General features: G+C 71.1%; 20 protein-coding genes. 15 read left to right on the top strand and 5 right to left on the bottom strand.

Features of this window, described 5'->3' with window-relative positions:
• The coding region (locus GA0115234_RS10680; RefSeq protein WP_272922058.1) for a glycerophosphodiester phosphodiesterase at positions 1 to 415 on the bottom strand (415 nt) is incomplete at its 3' end.
• A gap of 22 nt (positions 416 to 437) precedes the next feature.
• Positions 438 to 1556: an adenosine deaminase gene (locus tag GA0115234_RS10675; RefSeq protein WP_370804208.1), complete on the bottom strand. Its 1119-nt coding sequence runs from the start codon at positions 1554 to 1556 to the stop codon at positions 438 to 440.
• A 49-nt stretch (positions 1557 to 1605) separates the two neighbouring features.
• Here GA0115234_RS10675 and GA0115234_RS10670 point away from each other — a divergent pair, with 49 nt between their 5' ends.
• Complete coding sequence (locus GA0115234_RS10670) at positions 1606 to 2337, top strand: DUF4190 domain-containing protein (RefSeq protein ID WP_093540678.1); 732 nt, start codon at positions 1606 to 1608, stop codon at positions 2335 to 2337.
• A gap of 114 nt (positions 2338 to 2451) precedes the next feature.
• Here the strand turns inward: GA0115234_RS10670 and GA0115234_RS10665 are convergent, their stop codons facing one another.
• Positions 2452 to 2991: an NADAR family protein gene (locus GA0115234_RS10665; protein WP_093540677.1), complete on the bottom strand. Its 540-nt coding sequence runs from the start codon at positions 2989 to 2991 to the stop codon at positions 2452 to 2454.
• 216 nt (positions 2992 to 3207) lie between these two features.
• Here GA0115234_RS10665 and GA0115234_RS10660 point away from each other — a divergent pair, with 216 nt between their 5' ends.
• From GA0115234_RS10660 to GA0115234_RS10625, 8 genes are all read left to right on the top strand, one after another.
• A complete protein-coding gene (locus GA0115234_RS10660) occupies positions 3208 to 4722 on the top strand; it encodes a gamma-aminobutyraldehyde dehydrogenase (protein WP_093540676.1) in 1515 nt (504 codons plus the stop codon).
• A 43-nt stretch (positions 4723 to 4765) separates the two neighbouring features.
• The gene (locus tag GA0115234_RS10655; protein WP_093540675.1) at positions 4766 to 6016 is read left to right on the top strand and encodes an ABC transporter substrate-binding protein; all 1251 of its coding nucleotides are present in this window, start codon (positions 4766 to 4768) and stop codon (positions 6014 to 6016) included.
• A gap of 76 nt (positions 6017 to 6092) precedes the next feature.
• On the top strand, positions 6093 to 7241 hold the full coding sequence (locus GA0115234_RS10650; protein ID WP_093540674.1) for an ABC transporter ATP-binding protein: 1149 nt from the start codon (positions 6093 to 6095) through the stop codon (positions 7239 to 7241).
• The gene (locus GA0115234_RS10645) at positions 7238 to 8164 is read left to right on the top strand and encodes an ABC transporter permease (protein WP_093540673.1); all 927 of its coding nucleotides are present in this window, start codon (positions 7238 to 7240) and stop codon (positions 8162 to 8164) included. Before GA0115234_RS10650 ends, GA0115234_RS10645 begins: the two co-directional genes overlap by 4 nt.
• Positions 8164 to 8964: an ABC transporter permease gene (locus GA0115234_RS10640; protein ID WP_093540672.1), complete on the top strand. Its 801-nt coding sequence runs from the start codon at positions 8164 to 8166 to the stop codon at positions 8962 to 8964. Before GA0115234_RS10645 ends, GA0115234_RS10640 begins: the two co-directional genes overlap by 1 nt.
• Before the next feature lie 24 nt (positions 8965 to 8988).
• Positions 8989 to 10404: an NAD(P)/FAD-dependent oxidoreductase gene (locus GA0115234_RS10635; RefSeq protein ID WP_093540671.1), complete on the top strand. Its 1416-nt coding sequence runs from the start codon at positions 8989 to 8991 to the stop codon at positions 10402 to 10404.
• Positions 10405 to 10553: 149 nt separating this feature from the next.
• On the top strand, positions 10554 to 11015 hold the full coding sequence (locus GA0115234_RS10630) for a hypothetical protein (RefSeq protein ID WP_093540670.1): 462 nt from the start codon (positions 10554 to 10556) through the stop codon (positions 11013 to 11015).
• 168 nt (positions 11016 to 11183) lie between these two features.
• Complete coding sequence (locus GA0115234_RS10625) at positions 11184 to 13010, top strand: chitinase (protein ID WP_093540669.1); 1827 nt, start codon at positions 11184 to 11186, stop codon at positions 13008 to 13010.
• Here GA0115234_RS10625 and GA0115234_RS10620 read toward each other — a convergent pair.
• Positions 12961 to 13782 (bottom strand): phosphatase PAP2 family protein, encoded by an 822-nt coding sequence (locus GA0115234_RS10620; RefSeq protein WP_202553579.1) that lies wholly within the window; start codon positions 13780 to 13782, stop codon positions 12961 to 12963. The two genes, GA0115234_RS10625 and GA0115234_RS10620, sit on opposite strands and share 50 nt — an antisense overlap.
• A gap of 148 nt (positions 13783 to 13930) precedes the next feature.
• Entirely contained in the window at positions 13931 to 15271 is a 1341-nt protein-coding gene (gene gabT / locus GA0115234_RS10615; RefSeq protein WP_093540667.1) for a 4-aminobutyrate--2-oxoglutarate transaminase, read from the bottom strand.
• A gap of 264 nt (positions 15272 to 15535) precedes the next feature.
• Between gabT and GA0115234_RS10610 the strand changes: the two genes are divergently transcribed.
• From GA0115234_RS10610 to GA0115234_RS10585, 6 genes are all read left to right on the top strand, one after another.
• The gene (locus GA0115234_RS10610; protein WP_093540666.1) at positions 15536 to 17890 is read left to right on the top strand and encodes an ATP/GTP-binding protein; all 2355 of its coding nucleotides are present in this window, start codon (positions 15536 to 15538) and stop codon (positions 17888 to 17890) included.
• Between the two features lie 124 nt (positions 17891 to 18014).
• Positions 18015 to 19592: a PucR family transcriptional regulator gene (locus GA0115234_RS10605; RefSeq protein ID WP_093540665.1), complete on the top strand. Its 1578-nt coding sequence runs from the start codon at positions 18015 to 18017 to the stop codon at positions 19590 to 19592.
• Positions 19593 to 19806: 214 nt separating this feature from the next.
• Positions 19807 to 21252 (top strand): aldehyde dehydrogenase family protein, encoded by a 1446-nt coding sequence (locus tag GA0115234_RS10600; RefSeq protein WP_093540664.1) that lies wholly within the window; start codon positions 19807 to 19809, stop codon positions 21250 to 21252.
• 307 nt (positions 21253 to 21559) lie between these two features.
• Entirely contained in the window at positions 21560 to 23506 is a 1947-nt protein-coding gene (locus GA0115234_RS10595; RefSeq protein WP_093540663.1) for an acyl-CoA dehydrogenase family protein, read from the top strand.
• A gap of 213 nt (positions 23507 to 23719) precedes the next feature.
• Positions 23720 to 24973, top strand: coding sequence for a 1-deoxy-D-xylulose-5-phosphate reductoisomerase (dxr, locus tag GA0115234_RS10590; RefSeq protein ID WP_093540680.1), 1254 nt, complete (start codon positions 23720 to 23722; stop codon positions 24971 to 24973).
• Positions 24970 to 26280 carry a M50 family metallopeptidase gene (locus GA0115234_RS10585; RefSeq protein ID WP_093540662.1) on the top strand — a complete coding sequence of 437 codons (1311 nt, stop codon included), beginning with the start codon at positions 24970 to 24972 and terminating at the stop codon, positions 26278 to 26280. Before dxr ends, GA0115234_RS10585 begins: the two co-directional genes overlap by 4 nt.
• Positions 26281 to 26529: the final 249 nt, after the last annotated feature.

The raw sequence follows: 26529 nt of genomic DNA, 5'->3' as shown, positions 1-26529 counted from the left end.
CCCGCACCCGGAGCATCGCGTCGGCGCCGGCGCAGTAGTACGCCCGCTCGCCGGCCCCGCACTCGTGCACCACACCGACGGTCTTCCGCACGGAGCCGTCGGTGGAGCCCGGCAGATCGATCATGAGGCGGTGCGCCCCGGCGGCGAGCAGCGCCTCGCGCAGGGTGGGCACACCGCCCCGGGTCAGCTCGGTGAGCTCCTCGTGGGTCAGCCGGTCGAGCCGCACGTCGTGGCCCCACAGCCGCTTCAGTGTGGCGTCGTGCAGCAGGACCGGTACGCCGTCGCGGGTGACCCGTACATCGATCTCGACCGCGTCCGCCCCCCTGCCGAGGGCGGAGCGGATCGAGGGGAGGGTGTTCTCGCGGACCCGGTAGGGATCGCCGCGGTGGGCCACGGCGATGACTGAGGTGACCATGGGGTCATTGTGACCACGGGGGTCACTGGCCCGCGCGCTCCAGCCAGTTCGTCGTGTACGTGTCGATCTCGGCGGCCAGCCTCCGCTTGCCGGCCGCGTCGAGGTACGACGCCTCGACCGCGTTCTTCGCCAGCGACGCGAGACCCCGCTCGTCCAGACCGAGCAGGCGGGCGGCCACCCCGTACTCGTTGTTGAGGTCCGTGCCGAACATCGGCGGGTCGTCGCTGTTGATGGTGACGAGGACGCCCGCGGCCACCATCTCCTTGACCGGGTGCTGCTCGATGTCCGCCACCGCGCGGGTCGCGATGTTCGAGGTCGGGCAGACCTCCAGCGCGATGCGGTGCTCGGCGAGATGGGCCAGCAGCTTCGGGTCCTGGACGGCGCTGGTGCCGTGACCGATGCGCTCGGCGCGCAGATGGGTCAGGGCGTCCCAGATGGTCTGTGGCCCGGTGGTCTCCCCGGCGTGCGGCACCGAGTGCAGGCCCGCGGCGATCGCCCGGTCGAAGTAGGGCTTGAACTGCGGGCGGTCCACACCGATCTCCGGACCGCCGAGGCCGAACGAGACGAGTCCCTCGGGCCGCAGGTCGACCGCGAGCCGGGCGGTCTCCTCGGCGGATTCGAGCCCGGCCTCGCCGGGAATGTCGAAGCACCAGCGCAGCACGACACCCAGCTCGGCCTCGGCGGCCTTGCGGGCGTCCTCTATGGCCTCCATGAACGCCTGCTCGGGGATGCCGCGCCGGGTCGAGGAGAACGGGGTCACCGTCAGCTCCGCGTAGCGGATGTTCTGCCGCGCCATGTCGCGGGCGACCTCGAAGGTCAGCAGACGGACGTCCTCCGGGGTGCGGATCAGGTCCACGACGGAGAGGTACACGTCGATGAAGTGCGCGAAGTCCGTGAAGGTGAAGTAGTCGGCGAGCGCCTCGGGGTCGCTGGGGACCTTGGAGTCGGAGTGGTGCGCGGCCAGCTCGGCGACGATGCGGGGCGAGGCGGAACCGACATGGTGGACATGCAGTTCCGCTTTGGGCAGCCCCGCGATGAAGGGGTGCAGATCGGTCATCGGACTCTCCGCGGCGTGGGACGGTTCGGGTGCCGGGCACGGTCGGCCGGGCAGGGGACGGGGATCATCGTAGGCCGGGGCCATCGGCGGGCAGCGGGGCCGTAGCATGACGGGACCACGATGGGGGAGGCCCATGTCAGACAACACAGAGCAGCCCGAGGGCGGGGCCGCGCCGCGCGATCCGTGGGCTCCGCCGGACAGCAAGGTGCCGCTGGAGAAGCAGGTCGGCGATCCTCGCCCGCCCGCGGTGCACAGCCAGCCCACGGTCGTCTCGGTGCCGGGGGCCGGGGAGGGCCCCGAACCGGCCGACGCACCGCCGGGATTCGGTGCGCCGGTGCAGACCGGGCCGGTGCCCGGAGCCGGCTTCGGCCCCGGTGAGGTACCACCGCCGCCGGTCGGACCGAACGGACCGGGCCAGCAGATCCCGTCGGCCCCGCCGGTCGCCGGACAGTACGGCTACCCGGCCGCGCCCGCCCCTCAGTACGGCGGATACCCGGGGTACCCCGGGTATCCGCAGGCGCCCTGGGGCGGTCCGCCGCCCGCCAACGGCATGGGCACCGCGGCCATGGTGCTCGGCATCCTGGCCATCTGCATGTTCTGCATCTACGGGATACCCAGCCTGATCCTGGGCGCGCTGGCCCTGATCTTCGGGATCCTCGGCCGCAAGCGGGCGCAGCGCGGTGAGGCGACCAACAGCGGTCAGGCACTCGCCGGGATCATCATGGGGTCCATCGGCATCGTCTTCGGTGTGGCGATCATCAGCTTCTTCATCTGGCTGTTCGTCGCCCACGGCGATGAATTCGAGGACAGTGGCTACAACGACGACCCGTACTCCACGTCGCTGGTCGTCGACGTCACCCGCTGAGGCCCTTCGCCGGGATCATGCCGGACCCCGCGGGCCCGGCATGATCCCGGCGAGACGCCCCGGCACCCCGCCCGACAGCCCGGACCCGCCGGGCCGCCGGGCGTCCGGGCCGCCTCATGACGTGCGCAGCTCCACCCGCGCGTCCATCAGCGCGAACCCCAGCAGATTCAGCCCCCGCCAGCTCGCCGGACTCGCCGCCCGCGGATCGTCCGCCGCCAGGCCTATGCCCCAGATCCGGTCCATCGGGCTCGCCTCGACCAGCACCCGGTCCCCGGTGTTCAGCAGGAACTCCCGCAGCTCCGGATCGCCGCCGAACTTGTGCACGCTGCCGGCCACCACCAGGGCGAACCGCTTCCGCTGCCACACCGCGTCGTCGAAACCGCGGACCAGCCGGCCCACCTTCTTCGCCGCCGCCGGGCTCTTCGCCGCCACCGCCGCGGCCTCCGACTCCGCATCGCCGAACAGGCGGGCCTTGCCCGCCATCATCCAGTGCTCCGACGACGCGTATCTCACGCCGTCGACCGTGAACGGCGACGGCCACCACTGACTGAGACAGCTCGCGCCGATGCGGCCGTCGGGCCGTGGACGGTGCCCCCAGAAGTGCAGGTACTTCACCTTCTCGCCGCGTGCGGTCCGCGCCAGAAGATCGTCCATGTGTTCCATGACATGCGATTCTGGCATTCGCCACTGACACTACGTACGGGGATTTCCGTACCGACGCGACACATGGTCGACAGATTCCGTCGCGTAACCAAAAGGCAACAACGGAATCACTTGTTGGGGTTGTTCCCCTCTGTCAGGATCGGCACTCAAATCGAGCAGAGGCTACGCCGCCCCCGCATTCCGGGGTACGCGGCGGAGGAGATCGTCATGGGCAACGGCATCCAGGTGCGGGACCGCTTCGCGGACGGCGCACAGTACATCGGCGGAAAGCTGCGGCCCGGAACATCGGGACGTCACCACGACGTGGTGAACCCGGCGACGGGGGAGACCGTCCACACCTACGAGCTGGCGGGCACCGCCGACGTGGACGCCGCCGTGGCGGCCGCCCGCGAGGCGTTCCCCGGCTGGTCGGGCGCGACGCCCGCCGAGCGGGCCGAGGCGATGCACCGCTTCGCCGCCGTCCTCGCCGAGCAGGCCGACGACTTCGCGTACGTGGAGTCCCTCCAGTGCGGCAAGCCGATCAAGCTCGCCACCGAGTTCGACGTGCCCGGCACCATCGACAACACCTCCTTCTTCGCCGGGGCCGCCCGCCATCTGGAGGGCAAGTCGGCCGCCGAGTACGACGGCGACCACACCTCGTACGTACGCCGTGAGGCGATCGGTGTCATCGGCTCCATCGCGCCCTGGAACTACCCGCTCCAGATGGCCGCCTGGAAGATCCTCCCGGCCGTCGCCGCGGGCAACACGATCGTGCTGAAGCCCGCCGAGATCACCCCGCTGACCTCGCTGATGTTCGCCCAGGCGGCCACCGAGGCGGGCATCCCGGACGGTGTGATCAACATCGTCACCGGCGCGGGCAAGGACGCCGGCGAGCACCTCGTCGGCCACCCGGACGTCGTCATGACCTCCTTCACCGGCTCCACCGCCGTCGGCAAGCGGGTCGCGGAGATCGCCACCTCCACCGTCAAGCGCCTCCACCTCGAACTCGGCGGCAAGGCCCCCTTCGTGGTCTTCGACGACGCCGACCTCGAAGCCGCGGTCAACGGCGCGGTCGCCGGAGCGCTCATCAACACCGGCCAGGACTGCACCGCCGCCACCCGCGCCTACGTCCAGCGCCCGCTGTACGACGCCTTCGTGCAAGGCGTCGCCGCGCTCATGGAGACCGTCCGGCTCGGCGACCCCTTCGACCCGTCGACCGACCTCGGCCCGCTGATCAGCCACGCCCAGCGGGACCGGGTCGCCGGATTCGTCGAGCGCGCCCGCGCCTACGCCACCGTCGTCACCGGCGGCGAGGCCCCCGGCGGCGAACTGGCCGCCGGTGCGTACTACCGGCCGACGCTGGTCGCCGGAGCCGCCCAGGACAGCGAGATCGTCCAGTCGGAGATCTTCGGCCCGGTCCTGGTCGTGCTGCCCTTCGACACCGACGACGAGGGCATCCGCCTCGCCAACGACACCCCGTACGGACTCGCCGCCTCCGCGTGGAGCCGCGACCTGTACCGCGCCAACCGCGCCACCCGCGAGATCAAGGCGGGCTGCGTCTGGATCAACGACCACATTCCGATCATCAGCGAGATGCCGCACGGCGGATACAAGGCCAGCGGCTTCGGCAAGGACATGTCGTCGTACTCCTTCGAGGAGTACACGCAGGTCAAGCACGTCATGTACGACAACACCGCGGTCGCCCGCAAGGACTGGCACCGCACGATCTTCGGGGACCGATAACCCGGCCGACCCCCGGCCACACACACCCGAAAGGGCAACGCGCATGGAGCAGTACGAGCCGGAGCGCCTCTCCGCGGCCCAACTCGCCGCGATGCGACGCAGCCTCACCAGCGGCCGGGGCGCCCTGACCCGCCGATCGCTCCTCCGCGCCTCCGGCATGGGGGCGCTGGCGATCGGCGGGCTGGGCACGCTGAGCGCGTGCGGCATCCCGCCCGCCAAGCGGGAGGGCGACGCCGCCGCGGCCTCCGACGACCACTCGGCCGAGGAGAAGCAGATCAACTTCTCCAACTGGACCGAGTACATGGACGTCACCGACGACGGCAAGCACCGGCCCACCCTGGAGGCGTTCACCGAACGCACCGGGATCACGGTCAAGTACACCGAGGACATCAACGACAACGTCGAGTTCTTCGGCAAGATCAAGCCGCAGCTCGCGGCCGGCCAGGACACCGGCCGCGACATCATCTGCGTCACCGACTGGCTGGCCGCCCGCGTCGTCCGCCTCGGCTGGGCGCAGAAGCTCGACGCCTCGCACCTGCCGCACGCCTACGCCAACCTCTCGGCCCAGTTCCGCTCCCCGGACTGGGACCCGGGCCGTGCCTACTCGTACCCCTGGGCGGGCATCCCCGCCGTCATCGCCTACAACTCCAAGGCGACCGGTGGCCGCAAGGTCGACTCCGTCAGCCAGCTGCTCGACGACCCGAAGCTCAAGGGCCGGGTCAGTTTCCTCTCGGAGATGCGCGACACGATCGGCATGACCCTGCTCGACATGGGCAAGGACCCCGGCACCTTCACCGACGCCGACTACGACGCCGCGATCGGCCGGCTCCAGAAGGGCGTCGACAAGAACCAGATCCGCCGCTTCACCGGCAACGACTACACCGCGGACCTCGACAAGGGCGACATCGCCGCCTGCGTCGGCTGGGCCGGCGACATCATCCAGCTCCAGGCCGGGAACCCGGACATCAAGTACGCGATCCCGGCCGCCGGGTACGTCATATCCAGCGACAACCTGCTGGTCCCGGTGAAGGCCCGGCACAAGACCAACGCCGAGAAGCTCATCGACTACTACTACGAGCCGAAGGTCGCCGCGAAGCTCGCCGCGTACATCAACTTCGTCTGCCCGGTCGACGGGGTCCGCGACGAGCTGGCGAAGATCGATCAGGCGATGGCCGACAACGTCCTGATCCTCCCGGACCAGGAGATGGCGTCCCGGTCGCACGCCTTCCGCTCCCTGACCAGCAAGGAAGAGACGGCGTACGAAGAGAAGTTCGCCAAGCTGATCGGCGCCTGACCGCCGCGTCCTCCCCGCCCCACCCGATCCCCTGATCTCCCCTGATCTCCCTCTGACACCACTGGGACCGCGATCCATGACACAGCAGCAGACCGGCGGCGACGTCCGCCTCACCGGGATCAGCAAGACATACGGCTCCTTCGCCGCCGTCAAGCCGCTCGATCTGACCGTCCCGCAGGGCTCCTTCTTCGCGCTGCTCGGCGCGTCCGGCTGCGGCAAGACCACCACCCTGCGCATGATCGCGGGCCTGGAGGAGGCCACCACCGGCACGGTCTCGCTCGGCGGCCGGGACATCACCGGACTTCCCCCGTACAAACGGCCGGTCAACACGGTCTTCCAGAGCTACGCGCTCTTCCCGCACCTCGACATCACGGAGAACGTCGCCTTCGGTCTGCGCCGGCGCGGCATCAAGTCGGTGAGGAAGCAGGTCGACGAGATGCTGGAGCTCGTCCAGCTCGGCGACTTCGCCAAGCGCAAGCCGCACCAGCTCTCCGGCGGCCAGCAGCAGCGCGTCGCCGTCGCCCGCGCCCTGATCAACCACCCGCAGGTGCTGCTGCTCGACGAACCGCTCGGCGCACTCGACCTCAAGCTGCGCCGCCAGATGCAGCTGGAACTCAAGCGCATCCAGACCGAGGTCGGCATCACCTTCATCCACGTCACCCACGACCAGGAGGAGGCCATGACCATGGCCGACACCGTCGCGGTGATGAACGGGGGCCGGGTCGAGCAGCTCGGCGCCCCCGCCGATCTGTACGAGAACCCGAGGACGACCTTCGTCGCCAACTTCCTCGGCACCTCCAACCTCATCGAGGGCGAGGTCGTCTCCGCGGGCACGGAGATCGTGGTGGCCGCGGGCGGCGGGAAGCTCCGGCTGCCCACCGACCGATGTACCGCCCCCACCACCAACGGCGGCAAGCTGCTCCTCGGCGTCCGCCCGGAGAAGATCTCGCTCGCGCACGCCGACGACGCGGACGCGATCGCCGACGGCCGCAACCGGGTCACCGGCCGGATCGTCGACTCCAGCTTCATCGGGGTGTCCACGCAGTACGTGGTGGAGAGCCCGGCGGGCAAGGCGCTCCACGTGTACGAGCAGAACGTCGAGAGGCGCGCGGGACTCGTGGTCGGCGCCGAGGTCGTCCTGCACTGGAACCCGGCGCACACCTTCGGCCTGGACGCCGCACAGGACATCGACGCCGGTGTGGAGACGGTGGAGGACGCGGCGTGACCATCACCGAGGAGGCACCACCGGTGCCCGTCGCGGAGCCGGAGATACGCAGGCCCTCCACCCGCAAGCGCCTCGTCCCCTACTGGCTGCTGCTCCCCGGCATCCTGTGGCTGCTCGTCTTCTTCGCGCTGCCGCTGGTCTACCAGGCCTCGACCTCGGTACAGACCGGATCCCTGGAGAAGGGCTTCGAGGTCACCTGGCACTTCCAGACCTACTGGGACGCGCTGACCGACTACTACCCGCAGTTCATCCGGTCCCTGCTGTACGCCGGCACCGCCACCCTGCTCTGCCTGCTGCTCGGCTACCCGCTCGCGTACCTCATCGCGTTCAAGGCGGGCCGCTGGCGCAATGTCGTCCTGGTGCTGGTCATCGCGCCGTTCTTCACCAGCTTCCTGATCCGCACACTCGCCTGGAAGACGATCCTCGCGGACGGCGGCGCGGTCGTCGACGTACTGAACACCCTGCACGTCCTGGACGTCACCAGCTGGCTCGGCTGGACCGAGTCCAACCGGGTGCTGGCCACACCGATGGCGGTGGTCTGCGGTCTCACGTACAACTTCCTGCCGTTCATGATCCTGCCGCTCTACACCTCGCTGGAGCGGATCGACGGCAGACTGCACGAGGCGGCCGGCGATCTGTACGCCACCCCCGCCACCACCTTCCGCAAGGTGACCTTCCCGCTCTCCATGCCGGGTGTCGTCTCCGGAACCCTGCTCACCTTCATCCCGGCCAGCGGTGACTACGTCAACGCGGAACTGCTGGGCTCCACCGACACGAAGATGGTCGGCAGCGTCATCCAGACCCAGTTCCTGCGGGTCCTGGACTATCCGACGGCGGCCGCGCTCTCCTTCATCCTCATGGCGGTCGTCCTGATCATGGTCACCGTCTACATCCGCCGCTCCGGGACGGAGGACCTGGTCTGATGCCCGTACTGCGCTGGATTCGCCGGAATCTGATCGTCATCGCGGGTCTGCTGACCCTCGCGTACATGATCCTGCCGAACGTCGTCGTCATGGTGTTCTCGTTCAACAAGCCGAACGGGCGCTTCAACTACGCCTGGCAGCGCTTCTCCCTGGACGCCTGGAAGGACCCCTGCGGCGTCGCCGACATGTGCGGCTCGCTCTCGCTCTCCCTCCAGATCGCCGTCTGGGCCACCGTCGGCGCGACCGTCCTCGGCACGATGATCTCCTTCGCGCTGGTCCGCTACCGCTTCCGGGCGCGCGGCGCGATCAACTCGCTGATCTTCCTGCCGATGGCGATGCCCGAGGTCGTCATGGCCGCCTCGCTGCTCACGCTCTTCCTCAACATGGGCGCGCAGCTGGGCTTCTGGACGATCCTGATCGCGCACATCATGTTCTGCCTGAGCTTCGTGGTGACGGCCGTGAAGGCGCGTGTGATGTCGATGGACCCGAGGCTGGAGGAGGCGGCCCGCGATCTGTACGCCGGGCCCGTGCAGACCTTCCTGCGGGTGACGCTGCCGATCGCCGCCCCCGGAATCGCCGCGGGAGCGCTGCTGGCCTTCGCGCTCTCCTTCGACGATTTCATCATCACCAATTTCAACGCGGGCTCCACCGTGACCTTCCCCATGTTCGTCTGGGGATCGGCACAGCGCGGCACGCCCGTGCAGATCAACGTCATCGGTACGGCGATGTTCATCATCGCTGTCATGGTGGTGGTCGTCGGCCAGCTGATCGCGAACCGGCGCAAGAACAGCGCACGATAGAAAGCCCTGAAGGAGTTGGAAACCATGGCCCCAGCTGCCATGCGTACTGCTGCACGATCACTCTCCGACGCGAAGCCCGTCTCGTTCTGGCTGGACGACCCCGGCAGGCCCGAAGCGCTGCCCGCGCTCACCGGAGACGAGCACTGCGACCTGCTCGTCGTCGGCGGCGGCTACAGCGGACTGTGGACCGCGCTGATCGCCAAGGAACGCGACCCGGAACGGGACGTCGTCCTGATCGAGGGGCACGAGGTGGGCTGGGCCGCCTCGGGCCGCAACGGCGGATTCTGCGCCGCCTCCCTCACCCACGGTCTGCCCAACGGCCTGGAGCGCTGGCCGGAGGAGATCCACAAGCTGGAGGAGCTCGGGGAGCACAACCTCGACGCCATCGAGGCCGCCGTCGCCCGGTACGCGATCGACTGCGAATTCGAGCGCACCGGCGAGATCGACGTCGCCACCGAGCCCCACCAGCTCGAAGAGCTCCATGAATGGCACCAGGAGGCCGAGAAGCTCGGCTTCACCGGCTCGGAGTTCCTGGACCAGGACGCACTGCGCGCCGAAGTCGACTCACCGACATTCCTGGGCGGCCTCTGGGACCGGCGCGGCGTCGCCATGCTGCACCCCGCCAAGCTGGCCTGGGGCCTGAAGCGGGCCTGCCTCGACCTCGGCGTGCGGATGTACGAGCACACCCGGGGCCTCGAACTCGCCAGGTCCACCACGGGAATGGCGGTCCGCACCCCGTACGGACGGGTCTTCGCACGCCGGGTCGCACTCGGTACGAACATCTTCCCGTCGCTGGTCAAGCGGGTGCGCCCGTTCACCGTGCCGGTCTACGACTACGCGCTGATGACCGAGCCGCTCACCGCGGACCAGCTCGCCTCCATCGGCTGGAAGAACCGGCAGGGCCTGGGCGACAGCGCCAATCAGTTCCACTACTTCCGGCTGTCGTCCGACAACCGGATCCTGTGGGGCGGCTATGACGCGATCTATCCGTACGGCGGCCGGCTGAGCGCCGATCTCGATCAGCGTCCGGAGACCTTCCTGAAGCTCGCCGGTCAGTTCTTCGAATGTTTTCCGCAACTGTCGGGGATTCGTTTCAGCCATGCCTGGGGCGGGGCGATCGATACCTGTTCGCGCTTTTCCGCGTTCTTCGGCACGGCCCATCAGGGCCGGGTCGCCTATGCCGCCGGATTCACCGGACTCGGGGTCGGCGCCACCCGTTTCGGGGCCGATGTGATGCTCGATCTGCTGGCCGGTGAGCAGAACGAGAGGACCGCGCTGGAGATGGTCCGCAGCAAGCCGATGCCGTTCCCGCCCGAGCCCTTCGCCTGGGCCGGGATCGAGCTCACCAAGAGGTCCCTGGCCAGGGCCGACAGCAACGGCGGCCACCGCAACCTCTGGCTGCGGACGATGGACCGGCTGGGGCTCGGCTTCGACAGCTGAGCCCGGCGGCCCGGTCACCTCTGGAGGTGACCGGGCCGTTTTCTTTCGTATTCACTGCCCGAACCCGCGTAATCGATCGGCGCCATCCCTCTCCCTCATGTGAACGCACCGGTCATGCAAGGCCGGTGCATACGGATGGGAGACAGATCATGGCCGGCACGGGGGTCACAGCAGCAGTCGAATGGCTCGTATCGGTGGCGCCGGATCCAGAGGCCTGCCGAGGGGAATGGGAGCGCAATCCCCGCGGGGTGGTGCTCCTTCCCGCCGGGCGGCGCTGGGACGTGCTGATTCTTCCGGGGGAATTGGGCCGTCCCACCCTCGACGTACTGACCCGCCTCATCGACAGGCCCGGTCCCGTTCTCTCCGACTTCGGCGACGCCCGCATGGGCTTCTTCGTGGAGCCGGGCACCGTCAGCCGCTGGCTCGGCACCGGTGTGCGGGGCGCGGGACAGGGCACCTGGCTCGTCGTGCCCCATCCGGGGAGGGCGTCCAACGGCGGGGTGCGGTGGCTGATCCCGCCCGACGGCTCGGGAACCCTCACCGACACGACACTTCTGGAACTCGCGATGCACGAGGCGGCCGCCGGGCCGGCCGAGGGCGGCGGTGACTGACGGCGGCAGGCTACGGGCGGCGGCGGGGAACGGGCGGGGAACGGGCGGGAACGGGCGCGGTGACCGGGTGGTCGGGCGGGCCCAGGGCTGTCAGAGGTCTTGACAACCTGATTGGTCTGGACCATGTTGTGGCGGCCGCACTCAATTCCCCCATGCACGGAGGCCGTTGTGGAACGCACGGGACCCCCCGCCCGCCTGACCGGAGCCGTGGCCGCCTTCGCGGCGGCCCTGCTCGCCGCCGGCGGTCTGACCGCCCTCGCCCCGTCCGCCGCCGCGGCCGACGCCGACCAGGCGCGCAACGGCGGCTTCGAGTCCGGCCTGGACGGCTGGAGCTGTACCGGTGGCAGCGGAGCCACCGTCGGCACACCGGCCCACAGCGGCACCTCGGCGCTGAAGGCGACCCCGGCCGGCAGCGACAACGCCAAGTGCTCCCAGAAGGTGACGGTCCAGCCGGACTCCACCTACACGCTGAGCGCCTGGGTGCAGGGCTCCTACGTCTACCTCGGCGCGGAGGGCACCGGCACCACCGACGTGTCCACCTGGACCCAGTCCTCCACCGACTGGAAGCAGCTCACCACCACGTTCAAGACGGGACCGTCCACCACCAGCGTGAGCGTCTACACCCACGGCTGGTTCGGCACCCCCGCCTACTACGCCGACGACCTCACCCTGATCGGTCCGGGCGGCGCCCCGGCCGAGCTCCCGGCCACCCCCACCGGACTCAAGGCCGGCACGGCCACCTCCTCCTCGGTCGACCTCTCCTGGACCGGCTCCGCCGGGGCCACCGGCTACAACGTCTACCGGGGCGGCACGAAGGTCGCCTCGGTCACCGGCACCTCCACCACCATGACCGGGCTCGCCGCGTCGACCGCGTACAGCTTCCAGGTCGCCGCGACCAACTCCGCCGGGGAGTCCGCCAAGTCCGCCGCCGTCACGGCCACCACCACGGCGGGCGGCGGCGGGGGCACCGGCGGCGGCCTGCCCGCCCACGCGCTCGTCGGCTATCTGCACTCCAGCTTCGCCAACGGCTCCGGCTACACGCGGATGGCGGACGTGCCCGACTCCTGGGACGTCATCGACCTCGCCTTCGGCGAACCGACCTCGGTCACCTCCGGCGACATCCGCTTCTCGCTCTGCCCGGTCACCGAATGCCCGAACGTGGAGTCCGTCGCCGAGTTCAAGGCGGCCATCAAGGCCAAGCAGGCCGCCGGCAAGAAGGTGCTGATCTCCATCGGCGGCCAGAACGGCCAGGTGCAGCTCACCACCACCGCCGCCCGCGACACCTTCGTCTCCTCGGTCAGCAAGATCATCGACGAGTACGGTCTGGACGGCCTCGACATCGACTTCGAGGGCCACTCGCTCTCGCTGAACACCGGGGACACCGACTTCCGCAACCCGACCACCCCGGTCGTGGTCAACCTGATCTCCGCGGTGAAGACCCTCAAGGCCAAGTACGGCGAGAAGTTCGTCCTGACGATGGCCCCCGAGACCTTCTTCGTCCAGCTCGGCTACCAGTACTACGGCTCGGGCCCCTGGGGCGGCCAGGACCCCCGGGCGGGCGCCTACCTCCCGGTCATCCACGCGCTGCGCGACGACCTGACCCTGCTGCACGTCCAGGACTACAACTCGGGCTCCATCATGGGCCTGGACAACCAGTACCACTCGATGGGCGGCGCGGACTTCCACATCGCCATGACCGACATGCTGCTCACCGGCTTCCCGGTGGCGGGCGACCAGACCAAGGTCTTCCCGCCGCTCCGCCCCGACCAGGTCGCCATCGGCCTGCCGGCCTCCACCCAGGCTGGCAACGGCCACACCTCGCCCGCCGAGGTCACCAAGGCGCTGAACTGCCTGACGAAGAAGACCGACTGCGGCTCCTACGCCACCCACGGGACATGGCCCGCGCTGCGCGGACTGATGACCTGGTCGATCAACTGGGACCGGTTCAACAACGGGGAGTTCTCGAAGAACTTCGACGCGTACTTCGGCAGCTGAGCCCCAGCGGCAGGAGCAGGATCCCGCACAGGAACCAACTGCCCAGCACATCCAGCGGCCAGTGGTAGCCGCGCAGCACCAGACCGATGCCCGTCGCCGTGGTCAGCAGGACAGCGGCGACGGGCATCATCCACGACCACGGCCGCCTCGCGTACGGCGCGAGCAGCAGCGCCGCCGCCCCGTACGCCACCGCGGCCGTCGCCGCATGGCCCGACGGGTAGTAGCCGGTGGCGTCCGTCAGCGGTCCCGGACGGGCGATCCAGTCCTTCAGCGGAACGACCAGCAGGGGCACCGCGCCCATGGTGAGCGCCGCGTACAACGGCGCACGGCGTGCACCGCGCACCAGCGCGAGGACGAGGGCGCAGCCCAGCACCGGGAGGGCGACCTGCATATTGCCCAGATCGGCGAGGAATTCGGTCAGTCCGGCGGGTCCGTGCCCGACGACGGCCCGGCCCGCCCGCTCGTCGAGTCCGCGCAGCGGGCCGTCGGCCGCGATCTGCCAGGTGGTGAGCGCGAAGAGAGCCAGGAGCGGCAGCACCAGGAAGAGGAGAAGAGCCGGCCGCCCGGGAACAGGGGGGGTGGTTCCGGGGCGGCCGGTCGGACCGGTTTGCCGCACGCCCCGGGGGGTCTGGGGCGAGCGGCCATCCGATCGGTGAGGAGTTCCGGAGCCGGAGGCTCCAGCGGTGTGCGCGAAGGCACGGCCAGGACGGCGCTGGGGAAGCTCCGGCCCGGCATCGCCCGCAGTCCCCTGCGGGCGGGGTGTTTCTCTCATCTGCAGAAACCGTACGGCAGGCGATGGGGGACCGACAGCGGGAAACGGATCCCGCCATCGGCCCCCCACACGTTCTTCACAGGCCCTCACGCGGGCCCCTCGGATCCCCTGCGCAACCGCGTTCCGGAGCCGCCGGGGTTCGCACAGGTCAGATCTGGCCGAACGCCTGCTCGATGACATCGAGCGCCTCGTTCAGCAGGTCCTCGCCGATCACCAGCGGCGGGAGGAAGCGCAGGACATTGCCGTACGTGCCGCAGGTGAGGACCAGCACGCCCTCCGCGTGGCAGGCCTTGGCGAGCTTCGCGGCGGCCTCCGGGTTCGGGTCCTTCGTGCCGGACTTCACCAGCTCGATCGCGATCATCGCGCCGCGGCCGCGGATGTCACCGATGATGTCGCCGTTGCCGAGCTTCGACTGCATCTCGGCGAGGCGGCCCTTCATGACCTCCTCGATGCGCTTCGCCTTCCCGTTCAGGTCCAGCTCGCGCATCGTCTCGATCGCGCCGAGCGCACCCGCGCAGGCGACCGGGTTGCCGCCGTAGGTGCCGCCGAGGCCACCGGAGTGGGCGGAGTCCATGATCTCGGCGCGGCCGGTCACGGCGGAGAGCGGGAGACCGCCCGCGATGCCCTTGGCGGTGGTGATCAGGTCCGGGACGATGCCCTCGTCCTCGCAGGCGAACCACTGGCCGGTGCGGCAGAAGCCGGACTGGATCTCGTCGGCGACGAAGACGATGCCGTTGTCCTTGGCGAACTGGGCGATCGCCGGGAGGAAGCCCTTGGCCGGCTCGATGAAGCCGCCCTCACCGAGCACCGGCTCGATGATGATCGCGGCGACGTTCTCCGCGCCGATCTGCTTGGTGATCTGGTCGATGGCCTGGGCGGACGCCTCGGCACCGGCGTTCTCGGCACCCGTCGGCCAGCGGTAGCCGTACGCCACCGGCACCCGGTAGACCTCGGGCGCGAACGGACCGAAGCCCTGCTTGTACGGCATGTTCTTGGCGGTCAGCGCCATCGTGAGGTTGGTGCGGCCGTGGTAGCCGTGGTCGAAGACGACGACCGCGGTGCGCTTGGTGTGGATGCGGGCGATCTTCACCGCGTTCTCGACGGCCTCGGCGCCCGAGTTGAACAGCGCGGACTTCTTGGCGTGGTCGCCCGGCGTCAGCTCGGCGAGCTGCTCACAGACCTCGACGTACCCCTCGTACGGCGTGACCATGAAACAGGTGTGGGTGAAGTCGGCGAGCTGCGCGGACGCGCGGCGCACGACGGCCTCGGCGGAGGCGCCGACCGACGTCACGGCGATACCGGAGCCGAGGTCGATCAGACGGTTGCCGTCCACGTCCTCGATGATCCCGCCACCGGCGCGGGCGGTGAACACCGGCAGGGTGGAGCCCACACCCGCGGCCACCGTCTCCAGACGGCGGGCCTGCAGCTCCACCGACTTCGGGCCGGGAATGGCAGTGACGACGCGGCGCTCCTGCGGGATTGCGGTCATGAGGGGCTCCTGTGGGGGTGTTTCGGACGCTTCTTCGTGCAGGCTATGGGCGGGGCCCCGGGTCCGGCATGTTCCGTTCGGGAGTGGTGTTCGCGCGCGGTTGTCCGCCGCGGACATAGCGAGGGGGTACGGGGCCTCGGGGAGCGGCGAAGACATCCCGCCGGAGCGCGTCCGACCGGGTGGTACGGGGCACTAGATTGATGGCTCCGGGCGCCCGCGCCCGGAGTAACCGGTCGGCGCTGGTCAGGGGACGAGGGACAGCACATGGACACCGAGGGCACACACGACTCACGCGGCACCCGCTCCGGTCATCCGGTGCCGCGCCCGGCCGGCCCTCCCCCTCCCGAACTGCCGCCGAGGCCCGGCCACGCCCCGGCCCCCGGCCCCTCCCTGGGCGACTGGCTGCGCACCCCGCGCGCGGCGGCCGAACCCGGCCTCTGGCGGTTCGGCCACACGCCCCGGCCCGAGGCCGACCCCGACCGGGTACCCGACCGGGCGCTGCTCGGCGGCGCGGTCGTGGCGCTGCTCGCCGCCATGCTGGTGTGGTCGCTGTGGCGCAACGGATATGTGCCGCACAGCCGGATCCTCCTCGAAGTGGTCACCCCGTCCGACTGGTGGGGGCTCGAACGCCCCGCGGCGGCCCTGACCGCCCTCGCCGTCTACAACAGCCTGGTCGCCGCCCTGGTGATCTGGGGCTTCGGGCGGCTGGGCAACTGGCGCGAGGTGTTCCACCGGTACGCGGCCGACCACCCCCAGCCGCGCCGGGCGCTGGGCACCGCGCTGGCCGGAGCCCTCCTGGTCTGGTGCTTCGTGAACGCCGACGAGCTGCTGCCCTTCGACGACCTGGCCCTGGGCCTGACCCCGTACTCCTGGCTGTACGGCGGCACGGCCGAGGAGACCCTGGACCGCGTGGAGACCTTCAAGACCGTCTACCACCTGGTGGGCGCCGCCGCGATCCTCCTGCCGGTCGCCCGCGCCGGCGGCTGGTTCACCTTCGTACGGGAGCTGCGCGGCCGGGCGAAGAGCGCGCCGGAACCGCAGAAGACCCCGGGCGCGAGCCCCGCCGACTGGCCGCAGCTGCGCGCGGCGGGCCGGCACGAGGCCGCCGACCGGCTGGTGGCGGACGAGCGGGCCGGACGGATGAACGACGTCGACTGCGTACGGATCCGGCGCGCCTGGCGCTCCGTGGAGGCCGACTCCTCGCGCGTCGGCCCGTTCACCGAAGCCGTGCTCGGCCAGGGCGCACGGGCCTGCCCGCACCCGTCGGGCGACCGGGACCTGCCGGCCCGTGCCGCCACCCATGACCTGCTCACCTCCCAGGTGAGGCTGGGCCGGTACACCGACTCCGAGCGCAACCCGGTGGCCCGGCGGGGCGTGGGGGCCGCCGTCGACCCGGCGTCCCTGGGCTCCTCGCTGCTGGCCGTCGGGCCCTTCGGCTCCGGCAAGACCAGGCACCTGGTGCGGCCCGTCGTGGAGTCGCTCGCCCTCCAGGCCCTCGCCGGGAAGGCCGTGGTCGTGGCCGTCTGCGCGGCGGGCACCCCGCTCGGGGCCGACGCGGGCTACGACGTCGTGATCAGACCGGGCGACCCGTCCTGCGCCCACGACCTCGACCTGTACAGCGGGACCGACGACGCCGACGAGGCCGCCGCCCTGCTCGCCGAGGCGCTCGCCGGAGACCTGGCCGACATCGACGCACGGCGGGCCACGACCGCACTCGCCCAGCTGCTCGGCCCGTACCGGGCGGTCCACGACCGCTTCCCGTCCGTCCCGGTGCTGCGCGAGCTGCTCGACGGAGCCCCCGACGCCCTCGCCGGGCTCCGGGCCCGGCTCGACGGCGAGGCGCACCGCTCCTACCTCCGTGAACTCGACGCCCGGTCACGGCAGGCGGGTGCCCCCGGCGACCCGGGAGTCCTGCTCGCCGACCGGCTCGCCGCCCTGGACCGGCCCGCCTTCGCGGGGTTCTTCGACACCACCGGCACGAGCCGGCCCTTCGCTGTGCGCACCCTCGAACACCCGCTGCGGGTCCGCATCGACCTGCCGGAACGCGCCCACCCCGAGGCCGCGCGCCTGATCGCCCGCCTGGTGCTCGCCCAGTTCACCGCCGGGGCGGCCGCCCGCGCGGACCGCTCGCTCTTCGCCTTCCTCGCCCTGGACGACGCCACGCGCACCGTCACCGCGGAGTCCGTACGGGCCGTGCAGCGGCTGCGGAACTGCAACGCCGGGGTCCTGCTCACCCTGCGCGGGCTGGACGACGTGCCGGAGGCCCTGCACACGGCGCTGCTCGGCTCGGTCGGCTGCCACATGGCGTTCTCCGGCGTCACGACCTGGGACGGGCGGCTCTTCGCCCAGGCATGGGGCACCGAATGGGTGGAGACCACCGAGGTCGCCAAGCACACCGTCTTCGCCGACCAGCCGCTCACCCGGGCCGTGCACGCCCTGCGCAAACTCGTCACCGGCAAGGCGGTCACCACCGACGCGGTGACCGTGCGCCAGGTCGAGCGGGAGCGCTGGTCGGCCTCCGAGCTGGCCCACCGGGTGCCGGCCGGACACGCGGTCCTGTCCCTGACGACCGTACGGGGGGAGCACGCGCCGCCCCTGCTGGTGGATCTGAACGGCTGAGCGGCGCGGGGTGCGGCCCGCGTCCTTGGTCGTGGTCATGCCGGACCAGGCCAGCCTGGCAGAATTGGCAGCAGCCGTTCATACGGGACGGCGAAAACCGACTTCCCGAGGTCCAGCGGTCCCCATGCCCCTCACTCTCGCCTCGCTCGTCCAGCGTTCGGCTCTCAGACTCACCGTGCGCGCGGGGGCGGACCGGCTCGACGCACCCGTGCGCTGGGCGCACGCCAGCGAGCTGGCCGACCCCGTTCCGTACATGGAGGGCGGCGAGTTCCTGCTCGTCACCGCCACCAACCTCGACGCCGAGAACCCCGAGGCGATGCGGCGGTACGTGCGGCGGCTGGCCGGGGCCGGAGTCGTCGGCCTGGGCTTCGCCGTCGGCGTGCACTACGACGAGCTGCCGCAGGCGCTGATCGACGCCGCCGAGGAAGCCGGGCTGCCGCTCCTCGAAGTGCCGCGCCGCACCCCGTTCATCGCGATCGCCAAGGCCGTCTCCTCGGCGATCGCCGAGGACCAGTACCGGGCCGTCACGGCCGGGTTCGAGGTCCAGCGGGAACTGACCAGGGCCGCACTCTCGGGCGACGGCCCCGGCGAACTCCTCACCCGGCTCGCCGCCCACCTCGACGGCTGGGCCGCGCTCTACGACGCGGCCGGCCAGGTCGTCGCCGCGGCCCCCGAGTGGGCCGCCCGCCGCGCCGCCCGGCTCACCCCCGACGTGGAACGGCTGCGGGACCGCCCGGCTCCGGCCAGCATCGTCGTCGGCGACACCGACGACCGGGTCGAGCTCCAGTCCCTGGGCACCGGCCGCCGGGTCAGGGGCGCACTGGCCGTCGGCACCGGCGCGGCACTCGGCACCGCCGAGCGGTACGCCGTGCACTCCGCCGTCGCCCTGCTGACCCTGACCACCGCACGTTCACGGTCCCTCCAGGGCGCGGAGCAGCGCCTCGGCGCGGCGGTGCTCCGCATGCTGCTGGCCGGCCAGCCCGACCACGCCAGGGCCGTCGCCGGGGACCTGTACGGAGGGCTGCTCGACGCCCCGTTCCGGCTGCTCATCGCGGAGGCGTCCGACCCCGCCACCCCCGCCGCGCTCGGCGAGGCCATGGAGGCGGCGGCCCTGCGGACCGGCGAGACCCTGCTGACCGTCCCCGAGGGCGACCGGCTCGTCGTCCTCGCCGCGGACGGCGGAGCGGCGGTCGCGGCCTGCACGGCGTACGCGGAGGCCCAGGAGGCGCGGACGCCCGCCGGAGGGGCGAAGACGGAGGAGGGCCAGGTGGTCGTGGGCCTCTCCGCACCGGCGGGCCCGATCGCCGTCTCCGCCGCGTACAAGCAGGCCGAACAGGCCCTCTCGGTGGCCCGCCGCCGGGGCAGGGCACTGGTCGAGCACGAGGAGCTGGCGGCCGGTTCGGTGCTCCCGCTGCTCGCGGACGACGCGGTACGGGCCTTCGCAGACGGAATGCTCCGCGCCCTGCACGAGCACGACGCCAAGGGCCGCGGCGACCTCGTGGCCTCGCTGCGGGCCTGGCTCGCCCACCACGGGCAGTGGGACGCGGCCGCGGCGGACCTGGGCGTGCACCGCCACACCCTGCGCTACCGGATGCGCCGGGTGGAGGAGATCCTGGGCCGCTCGCTGGACGATCCGGACGTCCGGATGGAGCTGTGGCTGGCCCTGAAGGCGACGAGCACCCCGCGGACGCCGGAGCCGTAGGGCCGGTCCGGCGGATCATGGCCGGGGCCACGGCGGCCGAGCCGGCCGGGGCCCCGACCCGTGGCCGCCCCGACGCGGCAGCGCGTTCCGGCCGCACCCGACAATCCGGAGCGTCCCCGCCGCGCACTGCTCCACCCCGGACAAACGCCAGGGCGGCCGCGCGGCCCTACGGTGGGGCAAGACACCCCCACCGCTCCGAAGGGCCGGAACCTCCATGACTTCCACCCACGCCTTCTGGCTCGCCGGCCGCCAGGCCACCGGCGAGGACAGCTTCGACGTCACCAACCCCTGGGACGGCCGTCTCGTCGGCACCGTCAGCGTGCCGACCGACGCCCAGATCGAGGAGGCCGTCGCGGCCGCGCACGCCGTGCGCGAGGAGTTCGCCGCGACCCCGGCGCACGTCCGGGTCGCCGCACTCGACCACGTCGTACGGCGTCTGGTGGAGCGCACCGAGGAGATCGCCCAGCTGATCTCCGCCGAGAACGGCAAGCCCATCAAGTGGGCCCGCGGCGAGGTCGGCCGCGCCGTCTCCGTCTTCCGGTTCGCCGCGGAGGAGGCCCGCCGCTTCAACGGCGGCGACGCCCAGCGCCTGGACACCGACGCCGGCGGCACCGGCCGCCTCGGCCTGACCCGGCGCTTCCCGCGCGGCGCGGTCCTCGGCATCGCGCCGTTCAACTTCCCGCTGAACCTGAGCGCCCACAAGGTCGCCCCGGCCATCGCCGTCGGCGCCCCGATCATCCTCAAGCCCGCCCCGGCCACCCCGATCTCCTCGCTGATCCTGGGCGAGCTGCTGGCCGAGACCGACCTCCCGGCCGGCTCCTGGTCCGTGCTCACGGTCCCCAACGACCGCATGCCCGCCCTGGTCCAGGACGAGCGCCTGCCCGTGATCTCCTTCACCGGCTCCGGCCCGGTCGGCTACTCGATCATGGAGTCGGTGCCGCGCAAGCACTGCACCCTGGAGCTCGGCGGCAACGGCGCGGCGGTCGTCCTCGGCGACTACGCCTCCGACCAGGACCTGGACTGGGCCGCGACCCGTATCGCGACCTTCTCCAACTACCAGGGCGGCCAGTCCTGCATCTCCGTGCAGCGGGTCATCGCGGACGCCTCGGTCTACGACCGGCTGCTCCCGAAGATCGTCGCGGCCGTCGAGGCCCTGGTCACCGGCGACCCGTCGGACCCCACCACCGACGTCGGCCCGCTGGTCAGCGAGGACTCCGCCAAGCGCGTCGAGTCCTGGGTCGACGAGGCCGTGCAGGCCGGCGCGCAGCTGCTCACCGGCGGCAAGCGGGACGGCGCCACCTACGCGCCGACCGTCCTCACGGAGCTCCCGGACGGCGTCACCCTCTCCTGCGAGGAGGTCTTCGGACCGGTGATGTCCGTGCAGAAGGTGGACGGCGAGGCCGAGGCGTTCGAGGCCGTCAACTCCTCCAAGTACGGCCTCCAGGCAGGCGTGTTCACGCACGACCTGCAGACCGCCTTCCGCGCCCACCGCGCCCTGGAGGTCGGCGGCGTGATCATCGGCGACGTCCCCTCCTACCGCGCGGACCAGATGCCGTACGGCGGCGCCAAGCAGTCCGGCGTCGGCCGCGAGGGCGTCCGCTACGCCATGGACGACTACACCTACGAGCGCGTGCTGGTCCTCACCGGCCTCGCCCTGTAGCCCCCGGACAGGATCGAAGAGATCCACCGACGTCGCCCGTGTTCCGCCTGGACAGCACGACAGCGGGCGACAACGAGACGGCCGGAGCCCACTGTGCGGGGGCTCCGGCCGTCTCCGCGTTCCCGCGGCGTCCGCCACCGCAGGCGGGTCAGTGGAGTGGCTCCCGACCCGATCGGCGTCCGGGGGATGGTGGGCGTGTCGGGAATCGGGTACATACGGACGAGTAGAGCCGGTTGGTACCGGTGGGCGCACCCCACGCGGACCGACCGCGTCCCCCCACCCACGAACGCGGCGAGGTGAGCTCCTCATGTCCGCACCATCCGCACCGAAGAACACGCCCCGGGTCACCGAGCGCGAAGCGCGCCAGGTGGCCGAGGCCGCGCGCGAACAGGACTGGCACAAGCCGAGCTTCGCCAAGGAACTCTTCCTCGGGCGCTTCCGGCTCGACCTGATCCATCCGCATCCGCTGCCGCCCGCCGACGACGTGCGGCGCGGCGAGGCGTTCCTCGCCCGGCTCCGCGAGTTCTGCGAGACGCGGATCGACGGCGCCCTGATCGAGCGCGAGGCGAGGATCCCCGACGAGGTGATCCGCGGTCTCAAGGAGCTCGGCGCGCTCGGGATGAAGATCGATCCCAAGTACGGCGGCCTCGGCCTGACCCAGGTCTACTACAACAAGGCCCTCGCCCTGGTCGGCTCCGTGAGCCCGGCCATCGGCGCGCTGCTCTCCGCCCACCAGTCCATCGGGGTGCCGCAGCCGCTGAAGCTCTTCGGCAGCCAGGAGCAGAAGGACGCCTTCCTGCCCCGGCTGGCCCGTACCGACATCTCGGCGTTCCTGCTCACCGAACCGGACGTGGGCTCCGACCCGGCCCGGCTCGCCACCTCGGCCGTCCCGGACGGCCCGGACTACGTCCTCGACGGGGTGAAGCTCTGGACGACCAACGGCGTCGTCGCCGACCTGCTCGTCGTGATGGCCCGGGTACCGAAGTCGGAAGGCCACAAGGGCGGCATCACGGCCTTCGTCGTCGAGGCGGACTCCCCGGGCATCACCGTCGAGCACCGCAACGCCTTCATGGGCCTGCGCGGCCTGGAGAACGGCGTCACCCGCTTCCACCAGGTGCGGGTCCCGGCCGCGAACCGCATCGGCCCCGAGGGTGCCGGGCTCAAGATCGCCCTCACCACGCTCAACACCGGACGGCTCTCGCTGCCCGCCATGTGCGTCGGCGCCGGGAAGTGGTGCCTGAAGATCGCCCGCGAATGGTCCGCGGCCCGTGAGCAGTGGGGCAGGCCGGTCGCCCGGCACGAGGCCGTCGGCGCCAAGATCTCCTTCATCGCCGCGACCACCTTCGCGCTCGAAGCTGTGGTCGACCTCTCCTCGCAGATGGCGGACGAGAACCGCAACGACATCCGCATCGAGGCCGCACTCGCCAAGCTGTACGGCTCCGAGATGGGCTGTCTGATGGCCGACGAACTCGTCCAGATCCGTGGCGGGCGCGGCTTCGAGACCGCCGAGTCACTCGCCGCCCGCGGCGAGCGGGCCGTCGCCGCCGAACAACTCCTGCGCGATCTGCGGATCAACCGGATCTTCGAGGGCTCGACCGAGATCATGCACCTGATGATCGCCCGCGAGGCCGTCGACGCCCATCTGAAGGTCGCCGGCGACATCATCGACCCCGACAAACCCCTCTCCGCCAAGGCGAAGGCGGGCGCGAACGCGGCCGGCTTCTACGCCCGCTGGCTGCCCCGACTCGTCGCGGGACCGGGACAACTCCCGCGCACCTACGCCGAGTTCAACCCTCCAGGCCACCCCGATCTCTCCGCCCATCTGCGCTACGTCGAACGCTCCTCGCGCAAACTCGCGCGCTCCACCTTCTACGCCATGTCGCGCTGGCAGGGCCGGATGGAGACCAAGCAGGGCTTCCTGGGGCGGATCGTCGACATCGGCGCGGAACTCTTCGCGATGAGCGCCGCCTGTGTCCGCGCCGAGCTGCTGCGCTCCTCGGACGACCACGGACGCGAGGCCTACCGGCTCGCCGACGTGTTCTGCCACCAGTCCCGCGTCCGCGTCGAGGAGCTCTTCACCCGCCTCTGGTCCAACACCGACGACCTGGACCGGCACCTGGTCGACGGCATCCTGTCCGGCGCGTACACCTGGCTGGAGGACGGCGTCGTCGACCCGAGCGGCGAAGGCCCCTGGATCGCCGACGCCACCCCGGGGCCGTCCGCCCGGGAGAACGTCCACCGGACCATCGGCTGAACCACCGCCCGCCGGGCGGGGCACGCCCACTCACCGGACGCGCCCCGCCGGGCACCGGCTTCGACGACCCCGGTCGCGTACGGAAGACGTTCCCGGGGCCCCACGAAGCCTTCGCCGCCTTCGCGGGGCCCCGCCCGCCGACAGGGCCCCCGGCCACCCCGTGCGCGGGACGCGCTGTCCACGCCCACAGGTGATGCGGCAACAATGGGGGGCATGAGCGACAGTCCTGCCCCCCTCGCCGACCCGCACCTCGTCTTCGACGCAGCGGAAGGCCGCCGGGATCTCGTCATCCTCGGCTCCACCGGATCCATCGGCACCCAGGCCATCGACCTGGTGCTGCGCAACCCCGACCGCTTCCGCGTCACGGCGCTCTCCGCCGCGGGCGGACGGGTCGCACTCCTCGCCGAGCAGGCGCGGCAGCTGCGGGTGCGCACCGTGGCCGTCGCCGCCCCGGACGCCGTACCGGCCCTGCGCGAGGCGCTGCGCGAGCAGTACGGGGCGGGCGAGCCGCTCCCCGAGATCCTGGCAGGGCCCGATGCCGCCGCACAGCTGGCGGCGAGCGACTGCCACACCGTGCTCAACGGGATCACCGGCTCGATCGGACTCGCGCCGACGCTCGCCGCGCTCGAAGCCGGCCGCACGCTCGCCCTGGCCAACAAGGAGTCGCTGATCGTCGGCGGCCCGCTGGTCAAGGCGCTGGCGAAGCCCGGCCAGATCATCCCGGTCGACTCCGAACACGCCGCGCTCTTCCAGGCGCTGGGCGCCGGCACCCGCGCCGATGTGCGCAAGCTCGTCGTCACCGCCTCCGGCGGCCCCTTCCGGGGGCGGACGAGGAACGAGCTGGCGGACGTCACCCGCGAGCAGGCTCTCGCCCACCCGACCTGGGCCATGGGACCGGTCATCACGATCAACTCCGCCACCCTGGTCAACAAGGGGCTTGAGGTCATCGAGGCCCATCTCCTCTACGACATCCCGTTCGACCGCATCGAGGTCGTCGTCCACCCCCAGTCGTACGTCCACTCCATGGTGGAGTTCACCGACGGCTCCACCCTCGCCCAGGCCACGCCCCCGGACATGCGGGGCCCGATCGCCATCGGTCTCGGCTGGCCCCTGCGCGTCCCGGACGCCGCCCCCGCCTTCGACTGGTCGAAGGCCTCCAGCTGGGAGTTCTTCCCCCTCGACGACGAGGCCTTCCCGTCCGTGGGCCTGGCCAGGCACGTCGGCACGCTCGGCGCCACCGCCCCGGCCGTCTTCAACGCCGCCAACGAGGAATGTGTCGACGCATTCCTCGCCGGACGGCTGCCGTTCAACGGAATCATGGATACGGTCACGGCGGTGGTGGCCGAACACGGCACCCCCGCCACGGGAACTTCGCTCACGGTCGCAGACGTCCTGGAAGCGGAGACCTGGGCACGCACCCGGGCCCGTGAACTCTCGGCGAAAGCGACAGCGGAGGCGCGCGCATGAGTATTACGACGGTCCTGTTGACGATTCTGGGCATCGTCGTCTTCGTCATCGGTCTGCTGTTCTCGATCGCCTGGCACGAGCTCGGGCACCTGTCGACCGCCAAGCTCTTCGGCATCCGCGTACCCCAGTACATGGTCGGCTTCGGGCCGACGGTCTGGTCGCGGAAGAAGGGCGACACCGAGTACGGGTTCAAGGCCATCCCGGCCGGCGGCTACATCCGCATGATCGGCATGTTCCCGCCGGGCGAGGACGGGCGCGTGGAGGCGCGGTCCACCTCGCCGTGGCGCGGCATGATCGAGGACGCCAGGTCCGCCGCCTTCGAAGAGCTCGAACCGGGTGACGAGAAGCGCCTCTTCTACACGCGCAAGCCGTGGAAGCGCGTCATCGTGATGTTCGCCGGACCGTTCATGAACCTGGTCCTCGCCGTCGCGATCTTCATCGGTGTGGCGATGTCCTTCGGCTTCCAGACCCAGACCACCGAGGTCGCCGGTGTCCAGAAGTGCGTGATCGACCAGAGCCAGAACCGCGACACGTGCAAGAAGTCCGACCCGGTCTCGCCCGCGATGGAGGCCGGGCTCAAGAAGGGCGACCGGATCGTCGCCTTCGACGGCCAGAAGGTCGACGACTGGGACACGCTCTCCGAGAAGATCCGCGACACCATCGGCCCCGCCACCCTCACCGTCCGGCGCGACGGCCAGGAGAAGACCCTCCACGCCGTGCTCCAGAAGAACTCGGTGGCGAAGAAGGACTCCAAGGGCGAGGTCGTTCCCGGCAAGTTCGTGGACGCCGGCTACCTCGGCTTCGCCGCCCAGACCGAGATCGTCCCGCTCTCCTTCGGCGACTCGGTCGTCCGCATGGGAGACATGGTCGAGAACGGCGTCGACTCGATCATCGCCCTCCCGTCCAAGATCCCGGGCCTGTGGGACGCCGCCTTCGGCGACGGCGAGCGCGCGGCCGACTCCCCGGTCGGCGTGGTCGGCGCGGCCAGGATCGGCGGCGAGGTGATGACGCTCGACGTACCGGCGCAGAACCAGATCGCGATGATGCTGTTCCTGCTGGCGGGCTTCAACCTCTCGCTGTTCCTCTTCAACATGCTGCCCCTGCTGCCGCTCGACGGCGGGCACATCGCCGGAGCGCTCTGGGAGGCCCTGCGCCGCAATGTCGCCCGGGTCTTCAAGCGCCCCGACCCGGGCCCCTTCGACGTGGCCAAGCTGATGCCGGTCGCCTATGTCGTCGCCGGTGTCTTCATCTGTTTCACGCTGCTGGTGCTCGTCGCCGACATCGTGAATCCGGTCAAGATCTCCTGACCCACCGGCACCCCGTGCACCACGGGTGACGGCCCGGCACACAGTGTGTGTCCGGGCCGTCGCTTTTGTACGGCGGTCCCGGACGCGGTGTGCTCCGGGCCGCCGCCGGTGCCGTAACCTCGAAGGCCGGAGCCCGCCGATCTCGGGACCTTGATCCACACCTTGGGGATGCTCAGCGCATGACTGCGATTTCTCTCGGAATTCCGTCCGTTCCGACCAAGCTCGCCGACCGGAGGGTCAGCCGCAAGA

This window comes from Streptomyces sp. DvalAA-43, from assembly GCF_900091725.1.
Lineage (GTDB): Bacteria > Actinomycetota > Actinomycetes > Streptomycetales > Streptomycetaceae > Streptomyces > Streptomyces pulveraceus.
The sequence above is the reverse complement of the archived record's forward strand: the minus strand, read 5'-3'. Positions and strand labels throughout refer to the sequence as shown.

What these genes read in the sequence shown, in the direction of transcription:
- GA0115234_RS10665 (WP_093540677.1), bottom strand. Translation starts at nt 2,991, where the DNA reads ATGGACGATCTTCTGGCGCGGACCGCACGCGGCGAGAAGGTGAAGTAC.
- GA0115234_RS10650 (WP_093540674.1), top strand. Translation starts at nt 6,093, where the DNA reads ATGACACAGCAGCAGACCGGCGGCGACGTCCGCCTCACCGGGATCAGC.
- GA0115234_RS10660 (WP_093540676.1), top strand. Translation starts at nt 3,208, where the DNA reads ATGGGCAACGGCATCCAGGTGCGGGACCGCTTCGCGGACGGCGCACAG.
- GA0115234_RS10585 (WP_093540662.1), top strand. Translation starts at nt 24,970, where the DNA reads ATGAGTATTACGACGGTCCTGTTGACGATTCTGGGCATCGTCGTCTTC.
- gabT (WP_093540667.1), bottom strand. Translation starts at nt 15,271, where the DNA reads ATGACCGCAATCCCGCAGGAGCGCCGCGTCGTCACTGCCATTCCCGGC.
- GA0115234_RS10595 (WP_093540663.1), top strand. Translation starts at nt 21,560, where the DNA reads ATGTCCGCACCATCCGCACCGAAGAACACGCCCCGGGTCACCGAGCGC.
- GA0115234_RS10655 (WP_093540675.1), top strand. Translation starts at nt 4,766, where the DNA reads ATGGAGCAGTACGAGCCGGAGCGCCTCTCCGCGGCCCAACTCGCCGCG.
- GA0115234_RS10605 (WP_093540665.1), top strand. Translation starts at nt 18,015, where the DNA reads ATGCCCCTCACTCTCGCCTCGCTCGTCCAGCGTTCGGCTCTCAGACTC.
- GA0115234_RS10620 (WP_202553579.1), bottom strand. Translation starts at nt 13,782, where the DNA reads ATGAGAGAAACACCCCGCCCGCAGGGGACTGCGGGCGATGCCGGGCCG.
- GA0115234_RS10635 (WP_093540671.1), top strand. Translation starts at nt 8,989, where the DNA reads ATGGCCCCAGCTGCCATGCGTACTGCTGCACGATCACTCTCCGACGCG.
- GA0115234_RS10670 (WP_093540678.1), top strand. Translation starts at nt 1,606, where the DNA reads ATGTCAGACAACACAGAGCAGCCCGAGGGCGGGGCCGCGCCGCGCGAT.
- GA0115234_RS10675 (WP_370804208.1), bottom strand. Translation starts at nt 1,556, where the DNA reads ATGGCCCCGGCCTACGATGATCCCCGTCCCCTGCCCGGCCGACCGTGC.
- GA0115234_RS10610 (WP_093540666.1), top strand. Translation starts at nt 15,536, where the DNA reads ATGGACACCGAGGGCACACACGACTCACGCGGCACCCGCTCCGGTCAT.
- GA0115234_RS10640 (WP_093540672.1), top strand. Translation starts at nt 8,164, where the DNA reads ATGCCCGTACTGCGCTGGATTCGCCGGAATCTGATCGTCATCGCGGGT.
- GA0115234_RS10630 (WP_093540670.1), top strand. Translation starts at nt 10,554, where the DNA reads ATGGCCGGCACGGGGGTCACAGCAGCAGTCGAATGGCTCGTATCGGTG.
- dxr (WP_093540680.1), top strand. Translation starts at nt 23,720, where the DNA reads ATGAGCGACAGTCCTGCCCCCCTCGCCGACCCGCACCTCGTCTTCGAC.
- GA0115234_RS10600 (WP_093540664.1), top strand. Translation starts at nt 19,807, where the DNA reads ATGACTTCCACCCACGCCTTCTGGCTCGCCGGCCGCCAGGCCACCGGC.